Here is a 14,086-nt window from a genome sequence, read left to right as displayed (position 1 = left end):
TTGTACGTTATGCAGGCATTCAAACTGTCCGACATGAGCAAGGGCTGGTTCGTCGGGGATTTCGCACCAACCGTGCTGCATAGCGATGCAGCCGAAGTTGCGGTCAAAACTTATGAGGCCGGATCCGTCGAGGCGCGGCACATGCACAAGATCGCGACAGAGGTCACGCTGATCCTGACCGGACGCGCGCGGATGAACGATCTGGTGCTTGAAGCCGGTGATATCGTCCGCATCGAACCCGGGCAGGACACTGATTTCGAGGCATTGACCGATGTGACCACCGTCGTGGTCAAGACCCCCAGCGTCGCAGGAGACAAATACGAATGCTGAATATCGTGGTGCCCATGGCGGGGCGCGGACAGCGCTTTGTCGATGCTGGATATACGCTTCCCAAACCCCTGATTCCGGTGCTGGGAATGCCGATGATTGAACTGGTCATCCGCAACCTGACGCCTGACATGCCGCATCGCTTTCATTTTCTGATCCAGCGCGAACATGACACGACCTATGGCCTGTCCGGTAAACTGGCGCTTTGGGCATCGGGTTGCACGATTACCCATGTCGATGGAATCACCGAAGGGGCAGCGTGCACGGTTCTTTTGGCGCGCGATCTGATCGACGGCGACGCACCCCTGATGATCGCTAATTGCGATCAGTATATCGATGCTGATATCAACGCGTATCTGGCGGCCCTTGGCGATGCGGCGGGGCTGATCATGACGATGTGGGCGGATGATCCGAAATGGTCCTTCGTGCGTCGTGACGCGACAGGCCGTGTGGTTCAGGTCGTCGAGAAAGAGGTCGTCTCGAACGAGGCGACGGTCGGTATATACAATTTCGCCAAAGGAAGCGATTTCGTGCGCGCCGCAGATGCGATGATCGCGGCCGGAAACCGGGTGAACGGCGAATTCTATGTTGCTCCTGCCTATGATATGCTGATCGACGAGGGTGCCAGGATCGACTGTTTCGACATCGGCTCTGCGGGCAATGGAATGCATGGTATCGGAACACCGGCCGATCTGGATGCTTTCCTTGAAACCGAAGTCGCCCAACGTGCTGTGCAAGAATGAATTCAGGCCGCATGAACAACCTTCGGAACCGTCTTATCCGACGGCTGTTGAACTGGTCCGTGGACCAGGAGAATCGTCGTGGAAACGCGTACGCAACCTATCACAAACGGCCCAAGCATTTTGATCAGATCGGAACCTGGCCAGAGCCGGATTGCCGTGCGGATGGTTGTGCGGTTGTCATGCAGGGCCCGATCGCGAAAGAGGATGATTTCACCCTCAATACCCTGCGTCTGTATCGGCGCAACATGCCCGACGCGGAGCTGATCCTGTCAACGTGGAGTGACGAGGACGCCAATGCCCTGGCGAAGGTGGCCGATCTGGGGGTCACGGTCCTGAAGAACGACAAGCCCGCTTTTGCGGGGATGTCGAACATGAACATGCAGATCGTCAGCGCTGGGGCAGGGGTGCGCCACGCCGTTCAAAAGGGCGCGCAGTGGGTGATGAAGACACGCACCGATCAGCGTCTCTACGAGCCCAACCTGCTGTCTTTCCTGATCGGTATGCAGCAAAGCTTCCCGGTGGCCGTGTCGGGCAAACAGAACCACAGGATCATCGGGCTTGGGCAGGGGTCTTTGAAGTTTGTACCCTATCATGTGACCGACCAATCCCTGTTTGGCAACGCGCAGGATATGCTGGCTTATTGGACACCGCCGCTTCAGGGTGCGGAGGTTTCCGAACGCTGGACCGAAGCCCGCGATCAGATCTATCGCAAGTATAGTATCGGCCAACTTTGCCGAGAAACCGTTCCTGAATGTTATCTTGCCAGCCATTTCCTGACCCGGATGGGGCATCAACCTGACTGGACAATTCAGGACTCATGGACGGCCTATCGGGATCGTTTCTGCTTCGCCGATTATGGCACTACGGATTTCTACTGGGTCAAAAGCCAGACATGGACCCGGGCAGAGCTGATCAAGACTTATGCCCATGTTTCAAACAGGCAAGAGATGAGTTTTCTGGAATGGATGTTGCTGCATAGCCGTCAACTGCCTGTCGAAAGCGCAAGCCGTTACAATGAAATATTGGAGGATGTCTTTCTGGGCGTTCTGCGACCGCAGAATTAGAGCGTGATGCGCGTGCAGAATTTCCTGAACTTCTTTGCGACAAGCAATTCGGATGGCTGTGGATCTGCCGGATCACCCTCGAAACTTGCGAAAGCAACGCCGGGATGTTACTTTTTGCCACTCGTTTTAGTGTAACTATTTGCCTTGGTTCTTTGAATCATCCGGCTTGACAGAGATTCAGCCCATACTGGGTTCATTCAGGTTATGCTTTCAATAGTGTTTTGGAAGTGTTTTGATGAATTATTATAAATAGCGCGAGCATAGAAAAGCAAATGACCAATGCAGTACTGCCTTTTGATGTTGAAACACTTTCTCTTCGCTCTGCGATTGCCAAAGAGGTAGGAGAGCAGAATGCGGCCGCCTATCAGGGTCGCGAACCGTATCCCTACGGCTTCTTCGACAATTTCCTTCCCGAGGAGGTTCTGGAGCGCGTTTTGCAGGAGCTGCAACAGCTGCCGGAAGCGGAATCCAGCTTCAATCGCCCGCAGGAGAAGCTGAAATCTGCATTCTCGCCCGAACGGCTGCCGCCTTACACACGCAACCTGTTCTATGCGCTGAACTCGCGGCCGTTTCTGGCTTTCCTGGAAGAATTGACCGGCATTTCCGGCCTGATCCCAGACCCCTATTTTATCGGTGGCGGGGTCCATATCACACAAAACGGTGGACATCTTGATATCCATGCCGACTTCAATCACCACGGCAAGCTGAACGTCGAGCGCCGCCTGAACGTCCTGATATACCTGAACAAGGACTGGAAACCCGAATGGGGTGGTGAGTTCGAGATCTGGAACACCGATATGACCGAGAAGGTCAAATCCTTCACGCCGATATTCAATCGAATGGTTTGTTTCAACACAAGATCAGACACGTGGCACGGCAATCCGGAACCCGTCAACAATCCAAATGGCGACCCTCGGATGTCTCTTGCGCTTTACTACTACACCGCGACATGGTCAGATTTGCGCAAGGGTCACACAACCCTTTTCAAACCGCGCCCCGGCACGCAGGACAAGCCTGATCGCCAGATTGCACGGCATCAGTTCCTGCAAGAGATTCTGCCACCGTTAGTCTATCGCAAAGTGATCTGGCGACTGGCTCGTCTCGGCTTTTGATCATGTCGCGGGTCAGTTGTCGAAGGTGATCTTGTCTGCGGTTCATATTTTTCTTCAAATGCGCCAAGGCTGACCAAGCTTTTGCTGCTGTGGTAGTGTAAACTTGAGTCTGCAGATTTCACGAACATGCGAAGGACTCAAAACAGCTGGCTTTGCGCTCCAAGAGAATATGGCCTTGTCATGGAAAGGTAGGACGATGCTCACGATGCATAGAACCAGAAAACGATCGGTTCTGACCGCCTGCGTCAGCACATGCCTTGCCGCAGCTACGTTTCTGTTCCTGCCGGACCTGTGGGTTTCCGAACAGTCTGCGCGTGCGTCTTCGGCACATGGAACCGTGAATCATTCGCAATATCGCTATGTTGTCACCCGCGGTACGGCAGAAAGCTCGATGCCAGCCCCGCATGGCGGGAAAGAAAACCTGGACCATCACGGATTCAGGTTTTTCTGCGTTCCTTCGCATTTTTCCTACAATGACCCGGTCGTATATCCTGGTCAGGAAGGCGCTGCGCATCTTCACCTGTTTTTCGGTAATACTGATGTGGACGCTCATAGCACGAGCGAAAGCATCGCAACGTCAGGGCGTACGACCTGCGACGGTGGTATCACCAACCGTTCCGCCTATTGGGTTCCGGCGCTTTTCAATGAGCAGGGCGAAGTGGTTTTGCCCACGGTGATCAACCTTTACTACAAAAGCTGGGTGACAGATCGACGTCAGATAAAGCCCATTCCGGCAGGCCTTCAGATTCTCACGAATGACAAGGTGAAAGGGTCCAGCGGTGTGGTCGTCAGCACGGTTGATGAGGAACTGTGGAGGGCGACAATCCGGGTTTTCGATCATGATGGTGTTACCATCGAAATCAAATTTCCCGACTGCGTTGCCGTGAACAAGGACGGCTCTCCGGTCCTCACAAGCCCGGGGGGGTCGAAGCACGTCGCCTATTCGTCAGGCCGTTGTCCGTTGTCGCATCCCTACCTCATTCCGCAACTGACCCAGACCATCCATTGGAGCGATGTCCCGTTCGATTCCGATTGGTATCTATCATCCGACATGATGAAGAAAGCGCCAAAGGGAACGACAGCGCATGCCGATTACATGGCGGGCTGGACAGAGAAGTCGGCACAGATCATGGCTGACTGCGTCAAGGAAGGGTATCGCGAATGCGGTCCCGGACTGCAGAAGCACGCAGCAGATCAGTTCTTTTCACCTGATGGCCAGCGGGTCTACGACTTTTTCAAGATCGCAGAGGGTGTCACGTCAACACCCGATGCCTTGAAGGGATGGCCCCACATGTTGCCGGGGCACCATTGACAGATCAACTTGCGCCCAGATGGCATAGGGCAAACTGCTTTTCCGCATCCTGGATCTTTCCGAAACCAGGATTTCTCTGCTTTGGCGCGCCTGCACCCTGCGACATGACCTCAACGGAAGATTGAAAGCCTTTCCTGATAACACACCATGAACAAGAACAGTTGCTAGGGTCAGGACTCGTTCTCTCGTCATAGCCAGAACATGACGGTCGCGGCGAGGGCGACGGCGAAGAGGAAGACCTTGGCCCCCCTCCATCATCCGGGCAAAGACACCCTTGTCGCCCCATCGCTTCCAACGGTTGTAGAGGGTCCTGGGTGGACCAAACGCCTTCGGTGCATCACACCACCGCAAGCCATTGCGATTGATGAGTATAATGCCGCTCAAAACACGCCACTCATCGACACGCGGCTTGCGGTCATGTGTTCGGCCTTTTTACGCGATGCGCCTGACAGCCGAACAGATAAAGTCAGCACGCAGGGTCCCAATGGATTATCGGGCTTTATTGCCCTGAAAGCACCATAGGCGTCATATGCGCTTTTTTTGGGTGCAGAAGGCCATAAAAATACCCCACATAACTTGAATAAAACGGCGTTATTGCCCATAGCCCATAAATAACGCGGAACCTGAGTCATTTCAGCAGGACGACGGATGAATCATTCGACATCGACGAAAACGATCGGCGCACGATCAACAAACAACTACCGGGGGTTGATGATCCTTGGCGTGTTCCTGGCTGAGCTGCTTTCACTCGTGATCGTATACCAGTTTTTCGTCACCTTCGAATGCGGCGATACGGACGCGTTCGGCACCTGCCGCTTTCTGCGCAGCCTTGTCGCGCGCAGTCTGGTGGTCTTTGCCACCTTCGGCATCCTTGTCTGGGCCAGGCCCGCGCTTTTCACCGGTTTTGCCGCCGCATCAGCCGATCATCGGGGGCGCGGCTGGATGGTGATGCACATGATCGGCGTTGCGCTGCTCTGGATGCCCTTGATCCTGACGGGCGGCGTCGACATCGGCACGGGCTTTCGCAGCTGGACAATCCTTTGGGGGCTCGGCTCGGCGCTTGGGGCCATCGGCGGTCTGTTCTGGATCGCGGCCCCGCGCGACTGGGCCAGGGTTCTGTCACAGGACCGTTTCCTGCCGCTGATCATGCTCTTGATCGCAGCAGTGGTCCCCGATCTGGCCGACATGATCCTCCCGATCTGGGATCTGGGCGTGATCACCGAGGCGACCTTTGCCGCAGTCTATGAGGTTCTGCGCCTGTTCAGCACGCAAACCTACGCCGACGCCGCGACCTATATCATCGGAATCGATGATTTCGCCGTGCATATCGCGCGCCAGTGTTCCGGGGTCGAGGGGATGGCCCTGGTCTCCGCCTTCGTGCTGTTCTACGGCCTGCTGTTCCGCAAGGATCTACGCCTGGGCCGCTACTGGTTGACGGTCCTGCCGCTGGGGCTGGCGTTCAGCGTGGTTCTGAACGTGATCCGTATCGCTGTGCTGATCCTGATCGGCGCCTATGTCTCGCCCGAACTGGCCGTGAACGGCTTTCACAGCTACGCAGGCTGGATGTTCTTCACGCTGCTGGCGCTGGTTCTTGTCTATTCCATCCAGAAGGTGAACTGGCTGCGCCACGACCACGCCCGCCACCGCACAGCACCCCCGTTGACGACTGATCCGCTGGCCGCGCGCATCCTGCCCTTTGTCGTCTTCATGCTGACGGGAATCCTGACGCAGGCCCTGTTTCTCTTTCCCCCGCTGGGGTATCCGCTGATCGTGCTGGGTCTGGCGCTCGCCGTCTGGACCTTCCGTCATCACTACAGCAGCCTGCCATGGGGTGCTGATCCGATCGCCATCGGCAGCGGTCTGGCCGTGGGCCTGTTCTGGGTTGTGCTGGCCGAAAAAGGCGGGGACGAGGCGTCGGGCATTGCCATGGCGCTGGCCACGCTGCCCGCCGCCCTTGTGGCGGTCTGGATCGCATTGCGCGTGATCGGAACGGTGTTTCTGGTCCCGCTGGTGGAAGAGATGTTCTTTCGGGGCTATGTCATGGCCCGTCTGGACCGTGGCGGCATGGTCTGGCGGTTGATCGCCATTGCCGTATCCACCGTACTATTCGCCGCCCTGCATGGCCGCTGGGCCGCGGCCGCCATCGCGGGCATCGTTTTCGCCCTGGTGATGCTGCGCCGTGGCCGGGTGACCGATGCGGTGATCTCGCATCTGGTGGCCAATGCCACCGTGGCCGCAGCGGCCCTGATCACCCGCGATTTCTCGCTGATCTGAGGGGGCATGTCCAACTGGTCCCACACCTTCGCCCAGACCCTTGCCTGCGCGCATGAGAACTGGAGCCCCGGCATCGGGGATCCCCATGTCATGAGCTGGGTCATCGTCGGGGTCTATGTCATTGCCGCGTTGGCCGCCCTGACACTGGCGGTGCTAAACTCTTTCGACGGGCCCGGCGCGGCACGAGAGCGGATGTTCTGGGGTGGAATTGGCGTGGTTCTGGCCTTTCTGGCGGTGAACAAGCAACTGGATCTTCAATCCCTGTTGACCGCGATAGGCCGCTGTCACGCCCAACTTACCGGCTGGTATGACGACCGCGCCAGCATGCAGCGCGGCTTCATCCGGGGGCTGGCTGCCGGCGCCCTGCTCACCGCAGTGGCACTGGCATGGTTTCTGCGCGCCAGCTTGCGCCGCAACGCGCTGGCAGTTCTGGGCTTTGCCTTCGTTCTGGGGTTCGTTGTGATCCGCGCCGTAGGCTTTCATGACGTCGATCACCTGATTTCTACCGAATGGAAATCCCTGCGTGTGAATTGGATTTTGGAGCTTTCCGGTCTGGTACTGATCCTGCTGGCTGCAATCCCGCGTCTCAGGCGGGAATAACCGCTATAGCCCCGCCAGACGCAGCTTGATGCGCCACATCGGATCATGGCGTCCGACCGCGATCCTTGAGAGGGCAAAGGCATCACCCCCCGGAAGCGCCAGTCCATTGTCCAACGCCACGGCTGTGGCAAAACCCGCATCCCGCAACATGCCCCGCAAAGCCGCATTGTGATTGCCATTCGGATAGGCAAAGTGGCGAACATCCTGCCCGGTCCATTCCTGCAAAAGCGCGCGCGAGGTCAGAACGCTTTCGCGCGCCTGCTTCATCGGGATCTGGTCCAACAGGTTATGGCAATGGCTGTGCGCGCCGATGGTAACACCGGGACAGGCGGCCAGCGCCTGCAGTTGCGCCACGCTCATCGGGCCAAGCGCCGCCCGCTGCTCTGCCCCCCTGCCCGCCTGCGCCTCTATCTTTTCGGTGAGTAACGCACGTCGTTCCGGCACCAGGGTCTTCATCGTCTCCAGCAGTGGGCCCAAAAGCTGCCAACGCGCTGCCCCGCTCTGTACGCCAAAGCGCCACTTGCCCAACTCGTCCAACGTCAGGTCTATGGCAATCGGAGCTTGCAGCGCGTTCATCACCCTGTCGAACCAATAGGGCACGCCGGTCTGGATCTGGCTGGTCGCGACATAGACGGTGACGGGTACCTGGTCTTGCGCCAGAAACGGGATCAGATGGCGATAAAGACCGATATCCCCATCATCGAATGTCACCACGGCCAGCGGCTTGCCCTGGGTCCGGACCTGCGCCTGGCCGAAGGCCGTGTCCATATCCACGACATCGAACCAACGCCGCAGCAACTTGATCTGCGCCCGGAAATCCCTGATCCGCAGTGCGGTCCAGACATCCGGCCCCTGATCATCCGTTCCCAGCGTGTGATAGCACAGCACGGCAACCGTCCCGTCCGGCACCCTGCGAAGCCGTCGCAGGATCGGCGGCGGAAAAGTCGCCGCCATCTGCCCCGCGATTCTGCGCAGCCCCGCCAAAATCAGCCCTGACCCAGAAACAGGGCCTTCAGCCTGCCCGCCTCGGTCAGGATGCTGTGGCGCGCGCGGACCCGGTCAAAGGCCGCGTTGCGCATCGCCCTCATCTTGGTCTGCGGCAGTGTGATGCTGTTCTCCATCGCCTGCGCCAGCTCCTCGATGGTTCCTGCAGGAACCAGCCAGCCGTTTTCATCGGGAATGACAAGTTCAGGTATCCCCGCAACGAAGGTCGAGATTACGGCCCGCCGCTGCGCCATCGCCTCCATGATCACCACGGGCAACCCTTCGATGAAACTGGGCTGCACCAGAACGTGACAGTTCTGCAATTCCCGCATCACCTGATCCGAGCCAATCCAACCGGTGATCCGCACGGCATCACGAAGGTCCAGTGCGTTGATCCGCGCCTCGATCACCGCGCGCAGATCACCATCCCCGGCCAGCACCAGCAACGCGTCGGGATGATGCGCCCGCACCTGTGCAAAGGCATCCAGCAACACAAGATGCCCCTTTTCGCCGCTCAGCCGCCCGACGCACAGAAACACGGGCGTATCGGGACCGGTTTCCTCGGTTCCCGGCGCGGAAAAGGCGCTTTCGGGCAGGCCACAATGCACCACCTTGATCCTGGGCCACAGATCAGGCGGCAGATGCCGCATCAACTGGCTGCGGGTATAGGCGCTGATCGCCACGGCAAAGCCCGCAGCCTCGATCTTGGTGTCAAAGGCCAAACGCGGCGCATTGTCCGCCTCGTCCATGCCATGCACTGTGAAACTGTAGGTCGGCCCGCCCATCACATGCACCAGATTGGCGATTTCCGCCGGGTTCGTGCCGAAATGTGCGTGCAGATGGGCAACCGGCTGACGTTCCAGCCGGTCAAGGATCCAGCTGGCATGGGCAAGATAGACCAGATGGTAGGGCCAGGGTCGCATCCCCCCTCGCGCCATCGCCATCGCGGCCCGGACACCTTGCCACACCGTGCCGGGCTGCCGCAGGAAACGCCGCCCCAAACCCATCATCAACGCCACGATCCCGTTCTTCAGCGTATAGGCGGTCTTGTCCCGCTCCTGCAGATCGACAGGGTCCACCGCATCGCCATCCCAGCCGCGCAGGGCGAAACGATCCACCGTCACGCCCAGTGCCTCCAGCGCAAGGATCTCGCGCCGGATGAACGTATGGCTGACCTTGGGATATTGGTTCACCAGATAGGCAACGCGCAAGGTGGCGGGGATGTTCTGCATGATCAGACTCTATTCCCTGGCCTGGCGACCGTAAACATCCTCGTAGCGGATGATGTCATCCTCGCCGACATAGGCGCCGGTCTGCACCTCGATCATCACCATCGGCAGCTTGCCGGGGTTTTCCAGGCGGTGAATGGCGCCCACGGGCACATAGACCGACTGGTTCTCGGTCAGCAGCTTCACCTCGTCGCCCACGGTCACGCGCGCGGTGCCCTCGACAACCACCCAGTGTTCGGACCGGTGCACATGGCTTTGCAGGCTCAAGGCAGCACCCGGATGCACCAGGATCCGCTTGACCTGGAAGCGCCCACCCAGTGCCAGGCTTTCGAACCAGCCCCAGGGCCGGTGGTCGCGGGGCAACGTCTCGGCCTGTGCGGCGCCCTTTTCCCGCAAGATATCGACCACGCGTTTGACATCCTGTGCGCGGCTCATGTCGGCCACCAGCACCGCGTCGGGCATGGCAATCGCCACGATATTCTTCAGCCCGATACCGACGATCTGCAACCCCTCCGCCTCGGACCGCAGCAGTGTATCGGCGCAATCAATCGCGGTGGCATTGCCGCCCAGGGCCACGCCATCGGCATCCGGGCCCATCTCGCGCCAGACCGATTCCCAGCCGCCAAGGTCGGACCAGACCCCGTCATAGGGTACGACCGACAGGTTGTCGGCCTTTTCCATCACCGCATGATCGACACTGATATCGCGCAATTGCCCCCAGGCGCCGGGATCAAGACGCAGCAGGCCCAGATCGGGCCGCGCCTGATCCACCGCCGCGCGCACCGGATCGACCAGATCGGGCGCATGGGCCGCGAAGGCCGCGATCATGTCGCGTGGCTTGAACAGGAAGATACCCGCATTCCACAGGCAATCCCCCTGACCCAGCAGCACCTTGGCCCGCGCCAGATCCGGCTTTTCCACGAAACGTGCCAGCGGCAGGGCCGCACCGCTACCATCCGGGCGCTGCGCCAGTTGCAGATAGCCATATCCGGTCTCGGGCCGGTCTGGCGTGATGCCGAAGGTCACCAATCGACCCTGTTCCGCCGCCTTTGCCCCTTCGGCTACGGCGGCATGGAACGCGGCGGTATCGGGCAGCACGTGATCGGCCGGCGCCACAAGCACCAGGGCATCTGGGTCGACCTTGTCCAGGTACAGCGCCGCCGCCAGCACCGATGGCGCGGTGTTGCGCCCGAACGGTTCGATCATCACCGCCATCGGGTCGATCTGCAGCGCCGATAGCTGTGCGGTCACGATAAAGCGGAAATCCGCATTGGTCAGCACCACGGGCCGCTGAAAGGCCAGCCCAGCGCCTTGCCCCGTCAACCGCGCGGCCGTGTCCTGGAACAGCGTCTGCTGGCCCACAAGTGGCACGAATTGCTTGGGATAACTCTTGCGCGACAGCGGCCACAGCCGTGTTCCCGATCCGCCGCACAACAGCACAGGGTAAACATGTTTCATGCCGGGCCAATGTTTCCTTCTGAACGTCCGCTCAAACTTTGACAACAGTACCGCATGGGTTGAAATCAGCAATTCCAAAGCGCGCCTGTCAGGCATAGCCAAGGGGACTGTTGCATGAACAGCCAGCTTCTTGTGCGGGTGTTGCCAGGCCGTTTCTCTGTCGCGCAAGCAGCCGTTCAAGCGCCACCGGTTTCCTGCGGTGATCCTTCTGTGTGCGGTTCGGATCTATCCGTGGTACTCACTGTCCTAGCAGGATGTGACCGATCAGCAGGTGCAGGCAGTAGCCTAAATAACCCGGAAATCTGTCCAAGAGTCGGGGAGTAGCTCACTGCACTGGTCTGACCGCAGATCAGGCGGGGATCATGAATCCGTCGAAATAGGCCATGATTTCGTCATACGCCTTCAGGGGGAGGACCTGTGCCACATATTGATCCGGGCGCACGACAAGCAGCGCGCCTTGCTGGCGGTCTATGCCCCGGAGGTCAAAGATATCGTTGCCGTTCCTCAGATCGGGGCAGAACGCCTTTTCATAGTCGACCAGTCCGTATTTCCCTTTCCGCGGGAGCAGAAGAGCGGGCAATGCCTCGACTACCATGTCGCGATGTGACGCCTGGAACACCGCACGCAGATCGAACACGCTGTCGACATCGGCGGTTGCAGGTGTAAAGCGCGCGATTGGTCCCGCAGTCAGAAAGCGACAGAGTTCAGCGATATCCATGTCCGGCTGACCTGTATCGCCCTGTGCCGCAAAGGCGATAAGGCGCCAGCGGCCATCAGCCTTGAGGGTGTGTCCCAGATGCATTGGCTTCGCGTCGCCCAGGCGTATGACCGGCGCCGAATGAAATCGCATACCCGTTCTGAAGCCTGTGGCAAGTGTCTGATATGCGCCACTGCCGGTCAGCAGCGATGGTGCGTATTTCGTCTCGACACCGGCCGTATAGCGGCCGTGCCTCTTGAAATAGCTCTGGAATTGTGCGGCTTCGGTCGCATTCTTGGGTTTGGCGCTAAACAGGCGAGCCATGTCCTTGTCAAAGTCGATCAGCTCCTTGGCCTTGGCGCGCCGCTCTTCGGAATAGGTATCCAGCAGTGCCGGCGTGGATTGCCCGCGCAGGACGGCGGCCAATTTCCAACCAAGATTGAAAGTATCCGCCATGGACACGTTCATTCCCTGCCCCGCTTTCGGGCTATGGGTATGACAGGCGTCACCGGCGATGAAGATCCGCGGCATACGCGCGCCCCGCGCATCTTCGGGTACATCGTCGAAACCGTCGCATACACGCTGGCCAATCTCGTAGGCAGACCACCAGGCCACTTCCTTTACGTCCAGTGAATAGGGCGCAAGGATTTTTCCGGCCTTCTCGATCAGCATGTCGGATGTCACGTTGCGATCCGAGGCGCGCTCGTCTCCGTGCAACGCGTCCAGTTCTATATAGAGCCGGACCATGTATCCACCTTCGCGTGGGATGATCAGAATACTGCCATCCTTGGCCGACTGGATCGCGGCCTTGAGCCGGATATCCGGGAAATCCGTCACGGCCAAAACATCCATCACGCCCCAGAGCTGGCGTGCTGCTTCGCCTTTCAACTCATATCCCATGGATCGGCGAACTGTACTTCGCGCACCGTCACATCCCACGACGTATCGGGCCCGAATGATTTCGGTGCGTCCCGCATCCCCGGAATCCCGGAAGGTTGCAAGGATCGGATAATCCGGATCATCCGTGGTTTTCAGATCAACCAGTTCACGCCCATAAGCGGGCTCAAGCCTGCGGGAGGAATTGCGCATCATTTCCAGATAGAAGTCATGGACGCGTGCCTGATTCAGGATGACATGAGGCATTTCGGAAAGATCGTCTTCGACATCCTGGATACGATCCGCGCGGACAAGAGGCGTGTCATCCGAACCGGGTCGCCAAAAAGCAACCTCGTTCACCCAGTAGCTTTCCTTGAGAACCTTTTCCGCAAAGCCGAAGGCTTCGAACATCTCGACCGAACGGCAGGCGATACCATCAGCCTGGCCAACCTCCAGGGGGCCGGTCTTGCGATCCGTGATCATCGTCACGATTTCCGGAAATGCTGACAACTGGGCCGCAAGCGTCAAGCCTGCCGGGCCGCAGCCGACAATCAGAACATCCACCTTGCCGCGCGGGGCGGTGTCGCGGGCAATGCCATTGGCAATCGCGGGATCGCCGGTACGAAATCCATTCAGATGATACTGCATTTGGGTTCATCCTTATTAATAAGTATGCTTATTAATAAGCCATGCCGCGATGTCCTGTCAATATCATAAGCATACGTACCGTAATTCGGAAACATGCCCACTTGGGGTCAGCTTGACGTAAGTGACGCCGACAGGATGAGACCCCTTCAGGAATAACCCCTGACCAGCGCACTCGCCAGCAGATGCCACCCATCCGCGATGACAAAGAATGCCAGCTTGAACGGCAGGGATACAATCGCTGGAGGCACCATCATCATGCCCATCGACATCAGAACGGCTGCAACGACCAGATCGATGATCAGGAAGGGCAGGAAAATCAGAAAGCCGATCTGAAAAGCCCGGGCGATTTCAGATAACAGAAAGCTTGGCACCAAAATGGAAAGGGGGGCCTCTGGCCCAGGTTGCATACCGGCTGCATCGGGGCGAAGTTCCGCCATTGACGTGAATGTATCGGGATCAAGGCGTCCGGCCATGAATATCTTGAAAGGCTGCATTGTCCTCTCAAACCCTTCCTCGATTCCGATTGTCTCTTGCAAAAGGGGCTGAAGGCCGTCGTTCCAGGCCGTTCTGAACACCGGATCCATGATGAAATAGGTCAGGAACAATGCGAGACTGACGATAAGCATATTCGGAGGTGACTGCTGCAATCCAATGGCTTGCCTGAGGATTGCCAGAACGGTCACCAGAAAAGGAAAGCAGGTCACCATGATGGCGATAGCTTGAATTTCCTTTGACTCGTGGCGCGGTTTTGCGCCGGTACAT

At 58.5% G+C, this 14,086-nt stretch carries 11 protein-coding genes and 2 pseudogenes; 7 read left to right on the top strand and 6 right to left on the bottom strand.

The window, feature by feature from the left end; translation table 11 throughout:
• Positions 1-9: 9 nt before the first annotated feature.
• The 5 genes from ACFQ3C_RS10380 (at position 10) to ACFQ3C_RS10360 (ending at position 4,558) form a co-directional block, all read left to right on the top strand.
• Complete coding sequence (locus ACFQ3C_RS10380) at positions 10-330, top strand: cupin domain-containing protein (protein ID WP_380791404.1); 321 nt, start codon at positions 10-12, stop codon at positions 328-330.
• A complete protein-coding gene (locus ACFQ3C_RS10375; protein ID WP_380791402.1) occupies positions 324-1,070 on the top strand; it encodes a glycosyltransferase family 2 protein in 747 nt (248 codons plus the stop codon). The genes ACFQ3C_RS10380 and ACFQ3C_RS10375 overlap by 7 nt, the downstream gene beginning before the upstream one ends.
• 179 nt (positions 1,071-1,249) lie before the next feature.
• Positions 1,250-2,134, top strand: coding sequence for a WavE lipopolysaccharide synthesis family protein (locus ACFQ3C_RS10370; RefSeq protein ID WP_380791400.1), 885 nt, complete (start codon positions 1,250-1,252; stop codon positions 2,132-2,134).
• A 272-nt stretch (positions 2,135-2,406) separates the two neighbouring features.
• Positions 2,407-3,246: a 2OG-Fe(II) oxygenase gene (locus ACFQ3C_RS10365; protein ID WP_380791398.1), complete on the top strand. Its 840-nt coding sequence runs from the start codon at positions 2,407-2,409 to the stop codon at positions 3,244-3,246.
• A 196-nt stretch (positions 3,247-3,442) separates the two neighbouring features.
• Positions 3,443-4,558, top strand: coding sequence for a DUF1996 domain-containing protein (locus ACFQ3C_RS10360; RefSeq protein ID WP_380791396.1), 1,116 nt, complete (start codon positions 3,443-3,445; stop codon positions 4,556-4,558).
• A gap of 246 nt (positions 4,559-4,804) precedes the next feature.
• Here ACFQ3C_RS10360 and ACFQ3C_RS10355 read toward each other — a convergent pair.
• Positions 4,805-4,969 (bottom strand): annotated as a pseudogene (locus ACFQ3C_RS10355) (transposase); the annotation flags it as partial.
• A gap of 237 nt (positions 4,970-5,206) precedes the next feature.
• Here ACFQ3C_RS10355 and xrtE point away from each other — a divergent pair.
• Positions 5,207-6,832 (top strand): exosortase E/protease, VPEID-CTERM system, encoded by a 1,626-nt coding sequence (gene xrtE, locus ACFQ3C_RS10350; protein ID WP_380791394.1) that lies wholly within the window; start codon positions 5,207-5,209, stop codon positions 6,830-6,832.
• A gap of 6 nt (positions 6,833-6,838) precedes the next feature.
• A complete protein-coding gene (locus ACFQ3C_RS10345; RefSeq protein WP_380791392.1) occupies positions 6,839-7,432 on the top strand; it encodes an isopropylmalate isomerase in 594 nt (197 codons plus the stop codon).
• Positions 7,433-7,435: 3 nt separating this feature from the next.
• On the opposite strand, the gene ACFQ3C_RS10340 is transcribed toward ACFQ3C_RS10345, so the two are convergent.
• The 5 genes and pseudogenes from ACFQ3C_RS10340 to fliP form a co-directional block, all read right to left on the bottom strand.
• Positions 7,436-8,386 (bottom strand): polysaccharide deacetylase family protein, encoded by a 951-nt coding sequence (locus tag ACFQ3C_RS10340; RefSeq protein WP_380791390.1) that lies wholly within the window; start codon positions 8,384-8,386, stop codon positions 7,436-7,438.
• A gap of 32 nt (positions 8,387-8,418) precedes the next feature.
• Positions 8,419-9,648 carry a glycosyltransferase family 4 protein gene (locus ACFQ3C_RS10335; protein ID WP_380791388.1) on the bottom strand — a complete coding sequence of 410 codons (1,230 nt, stop codon included), beginning with the start codon at positions 9,646-9,648 and terminating at the stop codon, positions 8,419-8,421.
• 9 nt (positions 9,649-9,657) lie between these two features.
• Complete coding sequence (locus ACFQ3C_RS10330) at positions 9,658-11,103, bottom strand: mannose-1-phosphate guanylyltransferase/mannose-6-phosphate isomerase (protein WP_380791386.1); 1,446 nt, start codon at positions 11,101-11,103, stop codon at positions 9,658-9,660.
• A gap of 349 nt (positions 11,104-11,452) precedes the next feature.
• The gene (locus ACFQ3C_RS10325) at positions 11,453-13,324 is read right to left on the bottom strand and encodes an FAD-binding monooxygenase (protein WP_380791384.1); all 1,872 of its coding nucleotides are present in this window, start codon (positions 13,322-13,324) and stop codon (positions 11,453-11,455) included.
• A gap of 146 nt (positions 13,325-13,470) precedes the next feature.
• Positions 13,471-14,040 (bottom strand): annotated as a pseudogene (gene fliP, locus ACFQ3C_RS10320) (flagellar type III secretion system pore protein FliP); the annotation flags it as partial.
• Positions 14,041-14,086 lie beyond the last annotated feature (46 nt).

The organism is Seohaeicola saemankumensis, assembly GCF_042678485.1.
Classification (GTDB): domain Bacteria; phylum Pseudomonadota; class Alphaproteobacteria; order Rhodobacterales; family Rhodobacteraceae; genus Seohaeicola; species Seohaeicola saemankumensis.
The sequence above is the reverse complement of the archived record's forward strand: the minus strand, read 5'-3'. Positions and strand labels throughout refer to the sequence as shown.

Excerpts from the sequence above, each read along its gene's own strand:
- ACFQ3C_RS10380 (WP_380791404.1), top strand. The coding sequence starts at position 10 with ATGCAGGCATTCAAACTGTCCGACATGAGCAAGGGCTGGTTCGTCGGG.
- ACFQ3C_RS10375 (WP_380791402.1), top strand. The coding sequence starts at position 324 with ATGCTGAATATCGTGGTGCCCATGGCGGGGCGCGGACAGCGCTTTGTC.
- ACFQ3C_RS10370 (WP_380791400.1), top strand. The coding sequence starts at position 1,250 with ATGCAGGGCCCGATCGCGAAAGAGGATGATTTCACCCTCAATACCCTG.
- ACFQ3C_RS10365 (WP_380791398.1), top strand. The coding sequence starts at position 2,407 with ATGACCAATGCAGTACTGCCTTTTGATGTTGAAACACTTTCTCTTCGC.
- ACFQ3C_RS10360 (WP_380791396.1), top strand. The coding sequence starts at position 3,443 with ATGCTCACGATGCATAGAACCAGAAAACGATCGGTTCTGACCGCCTGC.
- xrtE (WP_380791394.1), top strand. The coding sequence starts at position 5,207 with ATGAATCATTCGACATCGACGAAAACGATCGGCGCACGATCAACAAAC.
- ACFQ3C_RS10345 (WP_380791392.1), top strand. The coding sequence starts at position 6,839 with ATGTCCAACTGGTCCCACACCTTCGCCCAGACCCTTGCCTGCGCGCAT.
- ACFQ3C_RS10340 (WP_380791390.1), bottom strand. The coding sequence starts at position 8,386 with ATGGCGGCGACTTTTCCGCCGCCGATCCTGCGACGGCTTCGCAGGGTG.
- ACFQ3C_RS10335 (WP_380791388.1), bottom strand. The coding sequence starts at position 9,648 with ATGCAGAACATCCCCGCCACCTTGCGCGTTGCCTATCTGGTGAACCAA.
- ACFQ3C_RS10330 (WP_380791386.1), bottom strand. The coding sequence starts at position 11,103 with ATGAAACATGTTTACCCTGTGCTGTTGTGCGGCGGATCGGGAACACGG.
- ACFQ3C_RS10325 (WP_380791384.1), bottom strand. The coding sequence starts at position 13,324 with ATGCAGTATCATCTGAATGGATTTCGTACCGGCGATCCCGCGATTGCC.